Origin of the sequence: Thioclava sp. F34-6 (genome assembly GCF_002213235.1) — a bacterium.
Taxonomy (GTDB): Bacteria; Pseudomonadota; Alphaproteobacteria; order Rhodobacterales; family Rhodobacteraceae; genus Thioclava; species Thioclava nitratireducens.
On sequence record NZ_NBOA01000001.1, the window covers coordinates 671,495 to 687,329 of the forward strand.

Consider the following 15,835-nt stretch of genomic DNA (forward strand, 5'->3'; position numbering starts at 1 on the left):
TAAGGCACTCAGAAAAATGACACTTCGGATCGCTTCCTACAATCTGCACAAATGCGTGGGGACCGATCGCAAGCATGACCCGGCGCGGATAGTGAACGTCATCAATGCGCTGCACGCCGATGTGATCGCCTTGCAGGAAGTCGACAAGCGCATGGGTGAGCGCCCCGCCGCACTGCCGCAAAAGCTGATCGAGGAAGAGACCGATTTCATCCGCCACGACATGCCCCGCACCACAGCCGCCTCGCTGGGCTGGCATGGGCAGGTCGTGCTGGTCCGGCGTGGCTCCCGGGTGCTGGGGATCGAGCCGGTTACCCTGCCCGGTCTCGAGCCGCGCGGCGCCATCGCGGTGAACATCGCCCCCGACAGCGGCGCGCCCTTCCTGCTCATTGCGGCGCATCTTGGGCTGCGGCGGAGCGACCGGCGCGCACAATGGACCCGGATCGCCGAGATCATGGCCGGGGTGAAGCCGCATCCGGCGCTCGCAATCGGCGATTTCAACGAATGGCGCGAACGCCACGGCTTTGAAGCGCTGACCGGCTTTCACATCCATGCGCCGGGCGCGACCTACCCCTCGCGCGCCCCGATCGGCCGGCTCGACCGGATCGTGACCTCGCCGGGAATCCGCGTGGTGCGCAAGGGTGTGCTGGATACGCCACTGGCGCGCGTGGCCTCGGATCACCTGCCGATCTGGGCCGATATCGGCGGTATCGTCACCCGGGCGCATCCCCGCGCCTGACACCCTGCTTGAAGGCCGATCACAGGCGCGCTAGGTGGGCCTTGACCATCCGGTCAGGAGCGCCCCATGACACCCGAACCCACCGAGAACGACAATCTGCGCGGCTCGATGCTGATGATCCTCGCGATGGCGGGGTTCGCGCTCGAGGATATGTTCATCAAGATGCTCGCGGGCGACTGGCCGGTGGGGCAAATTCTCGCCGCCGTGGGGCTTGGCGGCGCGACGATCTTCGCGGTGCTCGCCAAGCTGAAGGGCGAGCGCATCTTCACCCGCTCGCTGCTTTCCTCTGCGCTCTGGCTGCGCAACGCCGGCGAGATCGTCGGCACCGGGTTCTTCGTCTCCGCCGTGGCTTTCACGCCGCTCGCCCAAGCCACCGCGATCCATCAGGCGACGCCGCTTGCGACCACGCTCGGCGCCGCGATCTTTCTAAAAGAACGGGTCGGCTGGCGCAGGCTTTCGGCGATCCTGATCGGGTTTCTCGGCGTGATGATCGTGATCCGGCCCGGCACGGACGAATTCTCGATGCTCTCACTTCTCGCGGTCGGCGCGGTCATCGGCCTGTCGATGCGCGATGTCACCACGCGGCGCGTGCCGCGCGACGTGACCTCGCTGCAGGTGGCGACACTCGGCTTCTTCTGCGTGTTGCCGCTGGGGCTCCTGCTGCTGGCCGTGCTGCCAGAGCCGGTCGTCACACCCGCACCGATGGATTGGCTCTACCTGCTCGGCGCGCTCGCGATCGGGCCGGTGGGCTATTACGCCCTGATCGCCTCGGTGCGGCTGGGCGAAATCGCGGTGATCATGCCGTTTCGCTATTCGCGTCTCGCCTTCGCCGTCGTGATTTCGACCGTCGTCTTCGCCGAGCCCCCGGATCGCTGGACGCTGATCGGCGGGGCGGTGATCGTGGGCTCGGGCCTCTATGCGCTGTGGCGGCAGGCGAAACTGCGCAGGGAAGGTCGCCGTTAGCGGTACCATTTCCTCCAGAAATTGCCCTTACGGCCTTTTCGCAGGCGCAGCACGGGTGTATGCACCTAGCCAAGCATCAACCGGAGCCCGAGGAGAGCGCCCCCATGAGCACCATCATCGACATCCACGCCCGCGAGATTCTCGACAGCCGTGGCAACCCCACCGTCGAAGTCGACGTCATCCTCGAAGACGGAACGATGGGCCGTGCGGCCGTGCCGTCGGGCGCCTCCACCGGCGCGCATGAGGCGGTCGAGCGCCGCGACGGCGACAAGGCCCGCTACATGGGTAAAGGGGTTCTGGAAGCGGTAATGGCCGTGAACGGCGAGATCGCGGAGAACCTCGTCGGCGAGGACGTCACCGAGCAGGTCGAGATCGACCGCGCGATGATCGAACTGGACGGCACCGAGAACAAGGGCCGCCTCGGCGCCAACGCGATCCTCGGCGTCTCGCTCGCCTGCGCGAAAGCGGCCGCCGATTTCTCGACCCTGCCGCTTTACCGTTATGTCGGCGGCACCTCGGCCCGCGTCCTGCCGGTGCCGATGATGAACATCATCAATGGCGGCGAGCATGCCGACAACCCGATCGACATCCAGGAATTCATGATCATGCCGGTCTCCGCGGGCAATATCCGCGACGCGGTGCGCATGGGCTCGGAAGTATTCCACACGCTGAAGAAAGAGCTCTCGGCCGGCGGCATGTCCACGGGTCTGGGCGATGAGGGCGGGTTTGCTCCGGAACTCAGCTCGACCACGGCCGCGCTCGACATCATTCTCAAGTCGATCGAGAAAGCGGGCTACAAGCCGGGCGAGGACATCTACCTCGCGATGGATTGCGCCTCGACCGAATATTACAAGAACGGCAAATACGAGATGAAGGGCGAAGGCCTGTCGCTGACCTCGGAAGAGAATGTCGACTATCTCGAGAAGCTGCTGGGGGCCTATCCGATCATCTCGATCGAAGACGGCATGGCCGAGGACGATTGGGAAGGCTGGAAGCTCCTGACCGAGCGTCTGGGCGACAAGGTGCAGCTGGTGGGCGACGATCTCTTCGTGACCAATCCGACGCGTCTGGCCGATGGCATCAAGCAGGGCGTCGCGAATTCGATGCTGGTGAAGGTCAACCAGATCGGCACCCTTACCGAGACCCTGCAGGCCGTCGATATGGCGCACCGCGCAGGCTACACCAACGTGATGAGCCACCGTTCGGGCGAGACCGAGGACGCGACCATCGCCGATCTCGCGGTCGCCACCAACTGCGGTCAGATCAAGACCGGCTCGCTGGCGCGTTCGGACCGGCTCGCGAAATACAACCAGCTGATCCGCATCGAGGAATCGCTGGGCGAGACCGCGGAATATGCGGGTCGTTCGATCCTGCGCTAAGCGCGTCTTGACGTGAGACACCCAGGCCCCCGGCGGAGCACGCGCTTCGCCGGGGGTTTTCGTTTCGCCTTCGGCGAGGATATTTGGGCCAAGCCGAAGGGGCGATTGCGTTGCGCCCTTATCCGCGTCACTGTCGGGCCATGATCAAGGCTCTGATTTTCGATGTGTTCGGCACCTGTGTCGATTGGAGGAACTCCGTCGCGCGTGAGGTGAAAACTGCCTTTCCCGGGATCGATTCCCTGGCTTTCGCCGATGCGTGGCGTGGCGAATACGATCCTGCGATGCGGCGCATTCGCGACGGCGGGCGCGGCTATGTGGCGCTCGACGATCTGCATCGCGAGAACCTGCACCGGGTAGCCAAGCGCTTCGCGGTCTCGGCACCCGATAGCCTGTCGCATGTCTGGGAGCGGCTGAACCCGTGGCCCGACGCGGTCAGCGGCCTTCACGCGCTGAGGCGCCATGCGATCATCGCGCCATGTTCCAACGGGTCCATCGCGCTGATGACACGGCTTGCGCGCCACGCGGGGCTGCCGTGGGATTGCATCCTCGGCGCGGATATCGCCCGCGACTACAAGCCGAAGCCGGAGGTCTATCTGGCCTCCTGCGCCGCGCTGCGTCTGCCGCCCGAAGAGGTGATGATGGTGGCCGCGCATAATGATGATCTTGCGGCAGCCCGGTCGCTGGGGCTAAAGACCGCTTTCGTACCGCGCCCGACCGAATACGGGCCTGCTCAGGACAAGGACCTTGTGCCGAGCGAGGAATGGGACGCGATCGCGCCCGATTTCGAGACGCTCGCCAAGGAGCTCTTCGCATGAGCGAGGCCGACGCGATCATCGAGGCCCTTGGCCTCGTGCCGCATCCCGAAGGCGGGCATTACCGCCAAACCTGGGAAGCGGAAGCCGCAGACGGCGCGCGTCCTTCGGGCACCTGCATCTATTTCCTGCTCAAGGCGGGCGAGCGCAGCCACTGGCACCGGGTGGACGCGACCGAAATCTGGCATTTCCACGCAGGCGCGCCGGTGCAGCTCGATATCGCGCCGCAGGAGGCGGGACCGGTGCTGGAATTGCTGTTGGGCCCCGACGTGATCGGCGGCGATCAACCTCAGGGGATCGTGCCCGCGGGCCAGTGGCAATCCGCGCGCTCGACCGGGGGGTGGAGCCTTGTCAGCTGCACTGTCTCGCCGGGCTTTCGCTTCGAGGGGTTCGAACTGGCCCCGCCCGGTTTCGACATCCCCCGCTGATCACCAGAGCCCGACGCTCGCCCAACGCGAGAGTTGATCGAGCCAGCTGACAGGCGGCCACCAGAGCAGCGTCAGCACGATCACCGCGGCCACGAGCCCCACCGCCAGCGCCAATTCGCGCCTGTGACACAGCGTTTGCGCCGCCGCGGACCACAGCAGGTTGCGGATCACCGGCCAGTGCAGCTTGATGTGCCAGACCCCGGCGAAGACGAAGAGCACCCCCATCGCGAGGTGCAAAAGCTCCCAGTCGGCGCGGTCGAGCGCGAGGAGCGACCAGTCGATATCCCGCGCAACCCGGCCCGAGGGCGCAATGCTGACGACGAGGCCGGAGATGACCATGACGACGAAGCTGAGCCCCGCAAGGAAGACCGCGGCGGCCCGGTTCGAGAACGGGGCCTGCTTGCGCGCCTGCGGCGTCGGACAGGGATCGGTTGGAGTTTCAGACATCGGACTACCCTCTTCAATGAGGCCGATCCTAGCGCCGTCCGCCGCGGCGCGGCATGATCAGCGTCAAGTGATGCGAATTTAGCCGGGGCGCGAGACCTTGCCGCCGCCGATCAGCGCCGACACCCCGGTCGTCGAGGGCCCAGAGGTTGCCATGCCACGCGCCACCCGCACCGCGAGATAGGCGAAGGCCTGCGCCTCCAGCATGTCGCCATCGAGCCCGATATCCTCGATCGGCTGCACTGGCACGTTCATGCGCCGCTGCAAAGCCACCATCAGCGCGGTGTTGAGCCGCCCGCCGCCGCATACATAGATCGCCGAGGGCGAGGTCGGGTAATGCTCCCCCGCCCGCGCGACCGAGGCTGCCGCACAGGCGGTAAGCGTGGCTGCCGCATCCGCGTCTTCCAGCGCGGCCACACGGGACAGGACGTCATGAAAATCGTTCCGGTCGAGCGACTTCGGCGGCATCTTCAGGAAATAGGGATGCGTCAGGAAGGCCTCGACCACTGCCTCGTCAACGCGGCCCGTCAGCGCCAGCTCTCCGCCCGCATCGAACTCCGCCTTGCGCCTGAGCCGCATCAGATCGTTGATCGGTGCGTTGGCGGGGCCGGTGTCAAAGGCCAGAACCGCGCCCGGCACCTCTGCCGAGGGTTGGCGCGGATCGACCCAGGTCACATTGCCGACGCCGCCGAGGTTCAGAAACACCGCCGGCGCATCGAGCTTGGCGTATTTCGCGCAGGCAAAGTGGAAGAAGGGCGCGAGCGGCGCGCCCTGCCCGCCCATCTCGACATCGGTGGAGCGGAAATCCCAGACCACCGGGCGCGACAGCACCTCGGCCAGGACCGAGCCGTCGCCGGCCTGATGGGTGCGGCGCGGGCCCTGCATCCCATAGGGATCGTGGGCGAGCGTCTGGCCGTGAAACCCCACGAGCTGCGCCTCTCCGAAGCCGCTGAGCAGTTCGGCATGGGCGGTTTCGACCACCTCGCAGGCCTCCTCCACCCCGGCCTCGCCGGGCCAGCGCCCGAGGGCTGCATGGAGCGTCGCGCGCTCGGCCTCGGTATAGGGGCGGTAGTCGCTGCGGCCGAAATCGAGAATGCGGGTTCCGTCGGTCAACACGAGCGCCGCGTCCACCCCGTCCAAGGACGTGCCCGACATGGCGCCAACCGCCCAGACCGGCCCGGATTTCAACATGGCTTCCCTCTCGTCGCCTGCCCCGATATACGCACGCTCAGACGAAAGGAACAAGCACGATGACCTACCATCCGAAATCAGACTTCATGCGCGTGATGATCGAGCGGGGCTTTCTGGCCGACTGCACGGATTATCAGGGGCTGGACGAGGCTTTGGCGAAAGGCACCGTGCCGGGTTATATCGGCTTCGACGCGACGGCGAAGTCGCTGCATGTCGGCTCGCTGATCCAGATCATGATGCTGCGCTGGCTGCAAAAGACCGGCCACCAGCCGATCACCCTGATGGGCGGCGGCACGACGAAGGTGGGCGACCCCTCCTTCCGCGCCGACGAGCGCCCGCTGCTGACGCCCGACCAGATCGACGACAATATCGCGGGCATCAAGCAGGTGTTTGCGAAATACCTCGATTACGAGGCCGAGACGCCGGCGCTGATGCTCAACAACGCGGAATGGCTCGACGGGCTGAACTACCTCGATTTCCTGCGCGATATCGGGCGGCATTTCTCGGTCAACCGGATGCTGTCGTTCGAGAGCGTGAAATCGCGGCTGGATCGCGAGCAGAGCCTCAGCTTCCTCGAATTCAACTACATGATCCTGCAGGCCTATGACTTCCTCGAGCTGAACCGCCGCTACGGTTGCCTGCTGCAGATGGGCGGCTCGGATCAATGGGGGAATATCGTCAACGGGATCGACCTGACGCGCCGCGTGCTCGATCAGGAGATCTTCGGACTGACCTCGCCGCTTCTGACAACCTCGGACGGCAGGAAGATGGGCAAATCGGCCTCGGGCGCAATCTGGCTGAACTCGGACATGCTGAGCCCTTACGAGTTCTGGCAGTTCTGGCGCAACACAACCGACGCCGATGTTGGCCGCTTCCTTAAGCTTTATACCGAGCTTCCGGTCGAGGAATGCGAGCGTCTGGGCGCGTTGGAAGGCTCCGAGATCAACGCGGCGAAGGTGCGGCTGGCCAACGAGGTCACCGCGCTCTGCCACGGCTGGGAGGCCGCGCATGCTGCCGAGGCAACCGCGCGCGAAGTCTTCGAGAAGGGCGGCGTGGGCGACGACCTGCCTACCCTCACGCTGACGGTCGAGGAACTGGGCGACGGGATCAGCCTCGCGCAGCTCGTCGTGCGTTCGGGCCTCGCGAAATCGGGTAAGGACGGCAAGCGGCTGATCGCCGAAGGCGCGCTCAAGGTCGATGACGAGCCCTGCGCCGATCCGGGCCGCATGTTCACCGCCGCCGATCTGGAGACCCCGGTGAAGCTGAGCGCGGGCAAGAAGCGTCACGCGCTGGTCGAAGTCGAGTAACTCTATCGGGCGCGCCTCATGCGGGCGCGCCCAAGCCCCTTTTCCGATACGATCGGCTGTGGCACTCTTTGCCCATGAGCAAGGTCACCAATCTCAACCAGTTTCGCAAACAGCAGGCGCGCGTGAAGAAGCGCGAGCAAGGCTCTGTGAATGCTGAGAAATTCGGTCGCAGCAAGGCCGAGAAAACGCTACAGGAAAACCGTGCCACGAAAGAGCGGCGCGATCTCGACGGCCATCAGCGCGAGCACGACGAATGAGCCGACCGAAGAAACGCTCCCTGACGCTGGGCGGGCACCGCACCTCGGTCACGCTGGAGGATGAATTCTGGCGTGCCTTCCGCGATATCGCCCATGAGAAATCATTAGGCCTCAACGAGTTGGCAGCCGAAATTGATGTGGATCGCGGCACCGAGACGGGCCTTGCCACGGCAATCCGCCTCTACGTGCTGGCCTATTACCGGGCGCGTGCGATCTCGTAAGGCAAGCCGCGACGCACGGCGCTCTCCGCAGCCCATGCAAGCTCCTTGCGCGAGCGATAGTCGGAGACCGAGAGCGGCGCGTGGAACACCACTTCGACCGCGCCCTGCCGCGCCTGTGCCAGCACCTTGATCAGATGCGGCCCGAACTCCATATCGCCCCACCAGCCATAGAACCGCACGTCCTCGCCCGCGGGGGGCGTGTAGACCACGGTGACCGGCTGGATCTGCATCACGCGCTCCAGCCCATGGCTGTAGAAGGCCTGAAACAGCGTCGGCTTGAAGGGCAGCACCCGGCGCGCATCGGTCGAGGTGCCCTCGGGGAAGAACAGCAGGTGATGGCCCGCCCGGATGCGATCCTCGAACAGCCCCTGCTGCGTCTTTGCCTCACGCGGATCGCGCTTGATGAAAACGGTGCCCGTGGCCCGCGCGAGCCAGCCGACGAAAGGCCATCTGGCGACCTCGGCCTTGGAGACGAAATAGACCCGCTGGCAGGCGTTGAGCGCAAAGATATCGAGCCACGATCCGTGATTTGCGACCACCGCCCCGATCTTGGTCATCGGACGCCCCGTGACGCGATAGGAGATCCCGAGGATCGGGAAGCTCATCCGGCAGACCGCTTGCGTGATCCACGGCGTCCAGGGCCGCGCCAGCCCGTGAACCGGGCGCTCCACCAGACGCACCAGCAGCAGCACTACAAGCCCGATCAGCAGCATCAGCCCCCAGATCAGACCGCGCAGCCCCGCCCGCATCCAATCGAGCGCGCCGAACTGCTTTGGATCGGGCTCGTCCTCGATCCAGCTCACGCGCGGCCCTCGAAACGACGGGTGTAGAAGCTGCGATGCTTGTCGCTCATCGCCTTGGTATCCATGAGCAGGAGAACGTCGGTCGTGTTGAACGGATAGTCGATGAAAGCCCCCTCGCCCACGAAGCCGCCGAGCCGCAGATAGGCCTTTATCAGATTGGGCATTTCGGCCAGCGCCGCACGCCGATCCAGCGCCGCCTCAGGTACGAGGTCCATTGGCTGGAACGCCTCTGGCCGCGCGCGCGGACGCATGTGCGCGGGCGCTAGGTGATGGTGATGCAACCACGACAGCGGCGCTTTCAGCTTCTCGGCATCGGTGCCGTGGAAGGACGCAACGCCGAAGAGAATCTCGATGTCATGGGCAAGGACGTAATCGGCCAGCGCATTCCACAAAAGCAGCATTGCCGCCCCGCCCCGATAGTCCGGATCGACGCAGGAGCGCCCAAGCTCCAGCAACTTGCGCCCGGTGCCGACCAGCGGCGAGAGGTCGTATTCGCTATCGCAATAGAATTGCCCTGCCCGCTCCAGCCGATCCGAAGGTAGCAGCCGGTAGGCGCCCACCACATGCTCGCCTTCAGCGCGTGCGGGATCGACCAGCAGAAGATGATCGTAGATCGCGTCGAGCCGATCGCTTTCCAGACGATTTTGGTGATCGACCGTCTCGCCGCCGCCGCCGAGTTCTTCGACGAAAACGCGGTAGCGAAGCCGCTGGGACGCCACGAGATCGGCGGCATCGCGGGCCAGCCTGATTTCGAATGCGGCGCTGTCGATCACGGGCGTCCTCCTGCCGATATTCGCTGGCCCGGTTTAGAAAGCCGCGCCCGGATTGGCAATATCGCGCGGCGCGGAGCGTGTCATGGACGCATCACGACGGGGGGCGATGCGCCACATCCTCCGGTTGACGGAATTTCTCGCGTGACCTCACGCGCCTGTTAACGTTTCATCAACTTTGTTCAGAGAAAACCAATTCCAACGCGACCCGCCGACCGTCCAGGACAAGCTTGCCTTCATGTTCAAAATTGACCGTCACCTTTTCGCCGATACGCGATTGCACCTGGCCAGTGCCCCAGTCGGGCTGGGCGGGATTCCTGACCAGCATGCCGGGTTCTAGGATTTCATAGATCACATTTCACCTTCTGGAGAGTTTGATGCCATTCGAGACCGCGAATGCGGGTGCGGAGGACGCTGATTTGATCGAACTTGTCGCGTCGCGCCTGTGCCATGACCTTATCAGCCCGATCGGGGCCATCGGCAATGGGGTAGAATTGCTCACCATGACAAGCGAAGCGCCCGGCCCGGAGGTGGAGCTCATTTCGCAAAGCGTGGCGGCGGCGAATGCGCGCGTCAAGTTCTTCCGGCTGGCCTTTGGACGCGCCGGCCCCGATCAGCAGTTGAGCGAAGCGGAAATCACCGGGTTGCTGGGCGAAGTCTCCGCTCAGAGCCGCGTGGACTACGATTGGCGGGCGCCGGGAGAGACGCCGCGCGCCGAGGTGAAACTGGCGCTTCTCGCGATGCTTTGCCTCGAAACCGCGCTGCCCTTCGGCGGCGATATCCGCGCGATGCCCTGCGGCGACGGCTGGATGATCACGGCGCGCGCCGAGAAAGCGCGACCCGATCGTGCGGCCTTCGCGGCGCTCGATGGGGAACCGCTGGACCTGACGCCCACGCGGGTGCAATTCGCGCTCCTGCCGCGCGAGGCGGCGCGGCAGGGTCGCAGACTCGATTGGTCGGTCGATTCCGAAGGCGGCACGATCGCCTTCTGACAGCGACCGCGTCAGGCTGAAATCGGAGGGTACGGTGCGCTCAGGGACGCACCGTGCCGTGCCCGGTCACCAGGTACTTGAACGAGGTGAGCTGCTCGGCGCCCACCGGCCCGCGCGCATGCATCTTGCCGGTCGCGATACCGATCTCTGCGCCCATGCCGAACTCGCCGCCATCGGCGAATTGGGTGGAGGCGTTGCGCATAAGGATCGCGCTGTCGAGCCGCTCGAAGAAGCGGTCGGCGGCGGCGTCATTCTCGGTCAGGATCGATTCAGTGTGCTGGCTGCCATAGCGGCGGATATGTTCGATCGCGCCATCCACGCCATCGACGATCTTCGCCGCGCAGATCATATCGAGGAATTCGCGCCCGAAATCTTCCGCACTTGCCTCGGTGACGCCCTCGATTTGCAGCAAATCGCCCGTGCCGCGCACCTCGACGCCTGCTTTGAGCAGGTCTTCGATCAGCACGCCGCCATGTTTCTTCCAGAAGGCGCGGTCGATCAGAAGGCACTCCATCGCGCCGCAAATCCCGGTGCGCCGGGTCTTGGCGTTCACCACGACGGCCCGCGCCTGTTCCAGATCGGCTGCCCCGTCGGCATAGATATGGCAGATGCCCTCGAGATGGGCGAAGACCGGAACACGCGCCTCGGCCTGCACCAGACCGACGAGCCCCTTGCCCCCGCGCGGCACGATCACGTCGATCAATTCGGTCGCGCGCAGCATCTCGGCCACGGCGGCGCGGTCGCGGGTCGGCACGAGCTGGACCGCCGCCTCGGGCAGCCCCACCGCACGCAGCCCCTCGAGCAGGCAGGCATGGATCGCACGGCTGGAATGGAAGCTCTCCGAGCCGCCGCGCAGGATCACCGCATTGCCCGATTTCAGGCATAGCGCGCCGGCGTCCGCCGTCACGTTGGGCCGCGATTCATAAATCACGCCGATCACGCCAAGCGGCGTGCGCACGCGCTTGATATGCAGCCCCGAGGGCATGTCCCATTCCGCGATCGTGTCGCCCACCGGATCGCGTTGCGCTGCCACCGCCCGCAATCCCTTGGCGATCGCCTCGATGCGCGCATCGTCCAGCATCAGCCGATCCATCATCGCGGGGCTCAGCCCCTTCTCGGCCCCGTAGGCCATGTCATCGCCATTTGCGGTGATGATGTCATCTTTACGCGCGAGCACCGCATCGGCCGCCACTTCCAGCGCCTTCTGCTTTACCTCGGCGCTGGCGAAGGCCAGTTCCGCCGCGGCCGCCCGCGCGGCAGCGCCCATCGTCTCGATCAGCCCTTTGGCGTCCATGTCGTCTTTCATTACGCACCCCTACCGGATTTCCCGGTCTGTCCGGTTTTCACCCATTGCGCCAGCTTCACCGCCAGCACGACCCACGGGAGCCCGTGCATCACCAGATCGAACCAATCGACCGTACGCACCAGCGTGCCCGCCGCCAACATCTTCAGCTTTTCCCAAATATGTGGCTCTGGGGTGAATGGCGCGAGACCCAGCAGCCCCGCGAACAGGACTGCTTGCAGCAGGGTGATGTGGTCGAAAAACTGCTTGATCCAGCGCATGCGCTCCTCCCGAAACTTCGCCCGGATATAAGCGACAGATGCGCGTTTCACAAACGCAACTTTACCGTAGAAGGGGGGAAAGTGGCGCGGTTGACGGGGCTCGAACCCGCGACCCCCGGCGTGACAGGCCGGTACTCTAACCAACTGAGCTACAACCGCTCGCATCATCTGCCCGGATCGCCGTCCGAGCGTGGGGAGGGTATTACGCGGGCGACCTGCCCCCGTCAAGCGGCCTGAGAGCAAAAATCCGACGAATTTTCACCTGCCGTTCGGGCAAGCAAATCGCGGCTCCTCAGTGCGCGTCCGCGGCCCTTATTTATCGCGCCCGCACGCGCGCCGATGAGATGCGCTTTCTGCTTCCCCTTGGCAGAAATATCCCGGGGGAGACCGAAGGTCGGGGGCGGAGCCCCCTCTTCTTTTAGTTTTGTCGCCGTCCGGCGACGGGGGCAGCGCCCCCTTTCTCGGCGGATGCAATCAACGTTCCGGCGCGGGAATGAACTCCGCATCATCCGCGGGCGGCAGTTGGAATCGGCCATGCGCCCAGTCGCCCGCGCGCCATGCCTCTTTGGCCGCGTCGATCTTGTCGCGCGAGGAGGCCACGAAATTCCACCAGATATAGCGCGGACCGCCCATGGTCGCGCCGCCCAGAACGATCAGCCGGGCGCCCTGCCCGCCCGCCTTGAGCGACACCCGGTCGCCGGGGCGGAAAACGAGCATCCGACCTTCCTTGTAGGTTTCGCCCGCGACGGTGACGGAGCCCTGCAGCACATAAACCCCGCGATCCTCGTGATCGTCAGGCAGCGGGATCTGCGCGCCCGGATCGAGCTTCGCATCGGCGTAGAACATCTCGGAGGGCAGATCGATTGGGGCATGCGCACCCCAGGCATCGCCCAGCACCAGCCGCACGGTCTTGCCCTCGGCCTGCAATTCGGGAAGCGCCTCGGCACCCACATGTTTGAACGCCGCCTGCCCCTCTTCCTGATCCTCCGGCAGCGCAACCCATGTCTGGATACCCGCGAGATGCTGGCCGCTGTCGCGGACCTTGCCGTCAGTGCGCTCGGAATGGGTGATGCCGTAGCCCGCACTCATCCAGTTCACCGCGCCTGGCGTGATCCATTGATCGGTGCCCAGCGAATCGCGGTGATGCAGGCGGCCTTGCAGCAAGTAGGTCACAGTCGCGAGCCCGATATGCGGGTGCGGGCGAATGTCGATGCCGCGCTGGCCGGAGAGGAACTCCACCGGGCCGATCTGGTCGAAGAAGATGAACGGGCCGATCATCTGGCGTGCAGCCGAGGGCAAGGCGCGGCGCACCTCGAATCCACCAAGGTCGCGCGCTCGGGGCGCGATAACGGTTTCAATGGCGTCGACGGCATCGCCGATCGGAATTTCGGGGTCGAGGGCGGGGTTCCAACTCATCGGGCGCTCCTTTCCTGTGGTTGAGGGAAAGGTAGCATCGCGGCGCGCATATCATAGAGCCATGCGCGAACAGAGTCTGAGCGCGGTCGCGCAACGACACGCAAGCCGTTGATATCCGTACTATTCATGGGGAATGGTGGGCGGTGAGGGGCTCGAACCCCCGACATCTTCGGTGTAAACAAAGCGACACTTGGGCAAACTATTGTTTTTTGGTCAACAATACACTTCGTATAAGGGCGATGTTCTCGTTTTGATCAAGGATTTCGCATCTTCTCAGGTTCACTGAACTTTGGAACGCTTCGTAAATTGCACGCTGACCGATCAGGATTGGCAAGAAACCCCGCGCAAGCTTGCACCCCCATTTGAAACAGGCAATGCTGTTCATGAAGGCGCCTATGCGCCATACCAAAGGGTCACCGTGAGATTATTGAATATCGAGAAAAGGACGGCGATAACGTTTTACAGCACCGAGCACTGCTGGTGACCTGCTAGTGAGCGGCGTTGATGATGTAACCGCCCTCCGACGGCATCGATGTGCCAAGGTAGGTCTGCGGTGATCAACAAGGGTCATGTCGGATGAATAAGATCTCGGGTCATTTTTGTGTTTTCTCTCCTGCTAGATCAAAGATGGTTTGTGGAAAATAGAGACGCCAATTCAGCTTATGGATCGGGCTTGACGAAATCATCTGTCGAAGGCTTTTCTCGCAGAGTTGGCCCATATCACCGAATTTTGCCGCGGCTCCTAGCGAGTGCGCCGGAATTGCCGAGATTTTTGGTGTTTTTTGCCAGACATCCTTTGCGCCCGGATGTGAGCGCACATGATCGGCAAAGATGTAATGGAAGAAAAAATAGGGCGCGAAAGGATAAGCGGCGCCGCCATTAGGATCGACCGCGTAGAAAGGGTCGCGGTGCGCGCGGCGGCGCGCAAGCAAGGCCGACACGTTCCACTTTTTAACGCCGTCATATTTATGCGAAATACGCCTCGGAACAGACTAATATTTGACCAAACGGGATAGGAAATCCTCAAGCATCGGAGTGCCCGCCTCAGATGCGAGGCACCAGCTGGAAATCAGTCGATCCGCCCCCGGTCGGGTGAAGGCAAAAAATCCAGACTCCGAAGTAGCATCAGATATCCAGTTTGACAGGGGGTCGCTCAACAGACATGTCGCATCAAGCCAGATCCCGCCCTGTTCAAAGAGGAGCTTTGTACGCAAGAGATCCGAGGCCGCCTGGATGGTCAGGTTGGCATTGGATAGGCCAAGTTCCTCCATATGTCTTTGCAAATCATCATCCTGCAAAGCATTAACCTCATAGTCCCCTGCATGATGATCCCAGCTTTGACGAACCTTTGCGACGACTGACGGAGGTTCCTGCCAGCCAGTGTTCCAGAGGGAATGAATTTTCATCGGGATCATTTCAACGCCTCCAATGGTCAAGATTGCGATCTGTCAGGCGCTCGATCTTATCGACTTGGCTGGAGAATTCCTGTTAAAATCCTCTTTCATAAGCGAAACAATCGATAGCATTATAGATATTCCTCTCAGTGGCTATTAATCGTAGCCGAAAGCGTCAAAATCCTCAGCATACAACGCCTGAATCTTGGATATCTGATCGGGATTAGCAATACGCTCAGCCATTTGAGATGCGTTCTTGCGAATAGTAACGACGCGCTCAGCGGCGTCTTTGTCGACGCCGGCCATAATCAGAACGGCCATAAGGTCTTCGGCGAGCCTTTCGACTCTGCCGATGTGATCATACTGAAATCGTCCCCAGCCTATGTTGTCGACTTGCAGCCGCCAATGTCTATCTGTCCTGAGCCTAGACACTTCGAGACTAGCTTCAACGTACTCGAGAAATGCGCTGAAGTTTTCGCTTTCACTTCGATCTTCCCTGCACCCGAATTTTCGAAATTGCTCCTTGTGATAGGCATGGTTCGGGTTACGACCTTCCGTCACAAAATCTCGGAATGCTGACTCGACCCGGTCAACGGGGTGCCGAACAAACGTAAAAGTTTGGTACGATGGGGAGGCAAGGCGGGCGATATTAGTTTCCCAATGCTTGCGCCCTTGAGAGAGAACTGCCGCCTCTTGGTGGATCACTCCATTGTATTGAGCACCAGTGGCCAACTTATAAATAGCATGTGCAATCGAAGTGCAAGCGGCCTTCGAGTTCTTAGAAAATACAACTTTAGGGTATTCCGAGGAGGCCAAGTGATCAAGCACGATGCGATCGGAGAGTGGCGTTCGTGCCAGTCTTGTTTTCTGGCGATAGTGCGCCGACAGGGGCGCCAGAAATGGATAGTACCACTTTTCACGGACGTCTTCCTTGAGCGATACATCATCGGAGATCAAAGCGTGGACAGATGTATCTGCCTTACTGGTATTTTGGGTCACTTGATTCCTCCAGCGATGAAGCCGTACCCCTACTACATCTAATACTACACTACCAACCGTGTCTTGCCGACCTCACGACCCTCTGATCTGATCCCCGGAAACTGGACCGTTTGAAGCTGGAGTTTTCCGCTACGCTTCCTTGGCTGGAAGAGGAGTGGAG

At 62.9% G+C, this 15,835-nt stretch carries 20 protein-coding genes and 1 tRNA gene; 9 read left to right on the forward strand and 12 right to left on the reverse strand.

The features are described from left to right. Positions 1 to 16: 16 nt before the first annotated feature. The 5 genes from B6V72_RS03045 to B6V72_RS03065 all read left to right on the forward strand — a co-directional run bounded on the left by B6V72_RS03045 (position 17) and on the right by B6V72_RS03065 (position 4,318). Positions 17 to 736 carry an endonuclease/exonuclease/phosphatase family protein gene (locus B6V72_RS03045; RefSeq protein ID WP_088718728.1) on the forward strand — a complete coding sequence of 240 codons (720 nt, stop codon included), beginning with the start codon at positions 17 to 19 and terminating at the stop codon, positions 734 to 736. Between the two features lie 66 nt (positions 737 to 802). Continuing rightward, positions 803 to 1,699 (forward strand): DMT family transporter, encoded by an 897-nt coding sequence (locus tag B6V72_RS03050; protein ID WP_075776598.1) that lies wholly within the window; start codon positions 803 to 805, stop codon positions 1,697 to 1,699. A gap of 104 nt (positions 1,700 to 1,803) precedes the next feature. Beyond that, on the forward strand, positions 1,804 to 3,078 hold the full coding sequence (gene eno, locus B6V72_RS03055) for a phosphopyruvate hydratase (RefSeq protein ID WP_088718730.1): 1,275 nt from the start codon (positions 1,804 to 1,806) through the stop codon (positions 3,076 to 3,078). Positions 3,079 to 3,218: 140 nt separating this feature from the next. Next, positions 3,219 to 3,893, forward strand: a complete 675-nt coding sequence (locus tag B6V72_RS03060) for a haloacid dehalogenase type II (protein ID WP_088734620.1) — start codon at positions 3,219 to 3,221, stop codon at positions 3,891 to 3,893. After that, complete coding sequence (locus B6V72_RS03065) at positions 3,890 to 4,318, forward strand: cupin domain-containing protein (RefSeq protein ID WP_088734622.1); 429 nt, start codon at positions 3,890 to 3,892, stop codon at positions 4,316 to 4,318. Before B6V72_RS03060 ends, B6V72_RS03065 begins: the two co-directional genes overlap by 4 nt. Here the strand turns inward: B6V72_RS03065 and B6V72_RS03070 are convergent, their stop codons facing one another. Continuing rightward, on the reverse strand, positions 4,319 to 4,765 hold the full coding sequence (locus B6V72_RS03070) for a DUF4405 domain-containing protein (protein WP_088734624.1): 447 nt from the start codon (positions 4,763 to 4,765) through the stop codon (positions 4,319 to 4,321). A 78-nt stretch (positions 4,766 to 4,843) separates the two neighbouring features. Continuing rightward, positions 4,844 to 5,953, reverse strand: coding sequence for an anhydro-N-acetylmuramic acid kinase (locus B6V72_RS03075; RefSeq protein ID WP_088734626.1), 1,110 nt, complete (start codon positions 5,951 to 5,953; stop codon positions 4,844 to 4,846). A gap of 59 nt (positions 5,954 to 6,012) precedes the next feature. Here B6V72_RS03075 and tyrS point away from each other — a divergent pair, with 59 nt between their 5' ends. From tyrS to B6V72_RS03090, 3 genes are all read left to right on the forward strand, one after another. Then, positions 6,013 to 7,260 carry a tyrosine--tRNA ligase gene (gene tyrS, locus B6V72_RS03080; protein ID WP_088726665.1) on the forward strand — a complete coding sequence of 416 codons (1,248 nt, stop codon included), beginning with the start codon at positions 6,013 to 6,015 and terminating at the stop codon, positions 7,258 to 7,260. Positions 7,261 to 7,334: 74 nt separating this feature from the next. Then, on the forward strand, positions 7,335 to 7,517 hold the full coding sequence (locus B6V72_RS03085) for a DUF4169 family protein (protein WP_088734628.1): 183 nt from the start codon (positions 7,335 to 7,337) through the stop codon (positions 7,515 to 7,517). Beyond that, positions 7,514 to 7,738 (forward strand): ribbon-helix-helix domain-containing protein, encoded by a 225-nt coding sequence (locus B6V72_RS03090; RefSeq protein ID WP_075776606.1) that lies wholly within the window; start codon positions 7,514 to 7,516, stop codon positions 7,736 to 7,738. Before B6V72_RS03085 ends, B6V72_RS03090 begins: the two co-directional genes overlap by 4 nt. Here B6V72_RS03090 and B6V72_RS03095 read toward each other — a convergent pair. The 3 genes from B6V72_RS03095 to B6V72_RS03105 all read right to left on the reverse strand — a co-directional run bounded on the left by B6V72_RS03095 (position 7,714) and on the right by B6V72_RS03105 (position 9,663). Further along, positions 7,714 to 8,487, reverse strand: coding sequence for a lysophospholipid acyltransferase family protein (locus B6V72_RS03095; RefSeq protein ID WP_088734678.1), 774 nt, complete (start codon positions 8,485 to 8,487; stop codon positions 7,714 to 7,716). The genes B6V72_RS03090 and B6V72_RS03095 overlap by 25 nt on opposite strands. A gap of 50 nt (positions 8,488 to 8,537) precedes the next feature. Further along, the gene (locus B6V72_RS03100; RefSeq protein ID WP_240497673.1) at positions 8,538 to 9,314 is read right to left on the reverse strand and encodes a GNAT family N-acyltransferase; all 777 of its coding nucleotides are present in this window, start codon (positions 9,312 to 9,314) and stop codon (positions 8,538 to 8,540) included. Between the two features lie 169 nt (positions 9,315 to 9,483). Next, the gene (locus B6V72_RS03105) at positions 9,484 to 9,663 is read right to left on the reverse strand and encodes a DUF3553 domain-containing protein (RefSeq protein WP_233243185.1); all 180 of its coding nucleotides are present in this window, start codon (positions 9,661 to 9,663) and stop codon (positions 9,484 to 9,486) included. 25 nt (positions 9,664 to 9,688) lie between these two features. On the opposite strand from B6V72_RS03105, the gene B6V72_RS03110 reads away from it, so the two are divergent. Beyond that, positions 9,689 to 10,303 carry a histidine phosphotransferase family protein gene (locus tag B6V72_RS03110; protein ID WP_088724226.1) on the forward strand — a complete coding sequence of 205 codons (615 nt, stop codon included), beginning with the start codon at positions 9,689 to 9,691 and terminating at the stop codon, positions 10,301 to 10,303. Between the two features lie 40 nt (positions 10,304 to 10,343). Here the strand turns inward: B6V72_RS03110 and B6V72_RS03115 are convergent, their stop codons facing one another. The 7 genes from B6V72_RS03115 to B6V72_RS03145 form a co-directional block, all read right to left on the reverse strand. Then, positions 10,344 to 11,609: a glutamate-5-semialdehyde dehydrogenase gene (locus B6V72_RS03115; RefSeq protein WP_168173002.1), complete on the reverse strand. Its 1,266-nt coding sequence runs from the start codon at positions 11,607 to 11,609 to the stop codon at positions 10,344 to 10,346. Further along, positions 11,609 to 11,866 carry an RND transporter gene (locus tag B6V72_RS03120; RefSeq protein WP_088718736.1) on the reverse strand — a complete coding sequence of 86 codons (258 nt, stop codon included), beginning with the start codon at positions 11,864 to 11,866 and terminating at the stop codon, positions 11,609 to 11,611. The genes B6V72_RS03115 and B6V72_RS03120 overlap by 1 nt, the downstream gene beginning before the upstream one ends. An 82-nt stretch (positions 11,867 to 11,948) precedes the next feature. Beyond that, a tRNA-Asp gene (locus B6V72_RS03125) sits at positions 11,949 to 12,025 on the reverse strand. Positions 12,026 to 12,340: 315 nt separating this feature from the next. After that, positions 12,341 to 13,282 carry a pirin family protein gene (locus tag B6V72_RS03130; protein ID WP_088734630.1) on the reverse strand — a complete coding sequence of 314 codons (942 nt, stop codon included), beginning with the start codon at positions 13,280 to 13,282 and terminating at the stop codon, positions 12,341 to 12,343. Positions 13,283 to 13,875: 593 nt separating this feature from the next. Further along, positions 13,876 to 14,223, reverse strand: a complete 348-nt coding sequence (locus tag B6V72_RS03135; RefSeq protein ID WP_146696158.1) for a hypothetical protein — start codon at positions 14,221 to 14,223, stop codon at positions 13,876 to 13,878. Positions 14,224 to 14,274: 51 nt separating this feature from the next. Beyond that, entirely contained in the window at positions 14,275 to 14,697 is a 423-nt protein-coding gene (locus B6V72_RS03140) for a capsular polysaccharide synthesis protein (protein ID WP_088734634.1), read from the reverse strand. Between the two features lie 135 nt (positions 14,698 to 14,832). Then, positions 14,833 to 15,675, reverse strand: a complete 843-nt coding sequence (locus B6V72_RS03145) for a sulfotransferase family protein (protein WP_088734636.1) — start codon at positions 15,673 to 15,675, stop codon at positions 14,833 to 14,835. Between the last annotated feature and the right edge of the window lie 160 nt (positions 15,676 to 15,835).

Excerpts from the sequence above, each read along its gene's own strand:
- B6V72_RS03045 (WP_088718728.1), top strand. The coding sequence starts at position 17 with ATGACACTTCGGATCGCTTCCTACAATCTGCACAAATGCGTGGGGACC.
- B6V72_RS03050 (WP_075776598.1), top strand. The coding sequence starts at position 803 with ATGACACCCGAACCCACCGAGAACGACAATCTGCGCGGCTCGATGCTG.
- eno (WP_088718730.1), top strand. The coding sequence starts at position 1,804 with ATGAGCACCATCATCGACATCCACGCCCGCGAGATTCTCGACAGCCGT.
- B6V72_RS03060 (WP_088734620.1), top strand. The coding sequence starts at position 3,219 with ATGATCAAGGCTCTGATTTTCGATGTGTTCGGCACCTGTGTCGATTGG.
- B6V72_RS03065 (WP_088734622.1), top strand. The coding sequence starts at position 3,890 with ATGAGCGAGGCCGACGCGATCATCGAGGCCCTTGGCCTCGTGCCGCAT.
- B6V72_RS03070 (WP_088734624.1), bottom strand. The coding sequence starts at position 4,765 with ATGTCTGAAACTCCAACCGATCCCTGTCCGACGCCGCAGGCGCGCAAG.
- B6V72_RS03075 (WP_088734626.1), bottom strand. The coding sequence starts at position 5,953 with ATGTTGAAATCCGGGCCGGTCTGGGCGGTTGGCGCCATGTCGGGCACG.
- tyrS (WP_088726665.1), top strand. The coding sequence starts at position 6,013 with ATGACCTACCATCCGAAATCAGACTTCATGCGCGTGATGATCGAGCGG.
- B6V72_RS03085 (WP_088734628.1), top strand. The coding sequence starts at position 7,335 with ATGAGCAAGGTCACCAATCTCAACCAGTTTCGCAAACAGCAGGCGCGC.
- B6V72_RS03090 (WP_075776606.1), top strand. The coding sequence starts at position 7,514 with ATGAGCCGACCGAAGAAACGCTCCCTGACGCTGGGCGGGCACCGCACC.
- B6V72_RS03095 (WP_088734678.1), bottom strand. The coding sequence starts at position 8,487 with ATGCGGGCGGGGCTGCGCGGTCTGATCTGGGGGCTGATGCTGCTGATC.
- B6V72_RS03110 (WP_088724226.1), top strand. The coding sequence starts at position 9,689 with ATGCCATTCGAGACCGCGAATGCGGGTGCGGAGGACGCTGATTTGATC.
- B6V72_RS03115 (WP_168173002.1), bottom strand. The coding sequence starts at position 11,609 with ATGAAAGACGACATGGACGCCAAAGGGCTGATCGAGACGATGGGCGCT.
- B6V72_RS03120 (WP_088718736.1), bottom strand. The coding sequence starts at position 11,866 with ATGCGCTGGATCAAGCAGTTTTTCGACCACATCACCCTGCTGCAAGCA.
- B6V72_RS03130 (WP_088734630.1), bottom strand. The coding sequence starts at position 13,282 with ATGAGTTGGAACCCCGCCCTCGACCCCGAAATTCCGATCGGCGATGCC.
- B6V72_RS03140 (WP_088734634.1), bottom strand. The coding sequence starts at position 14,697 with ATGATCCCGATGAAAATTCATTCCCTCTGGAACACTGGCTGGCAGGAA.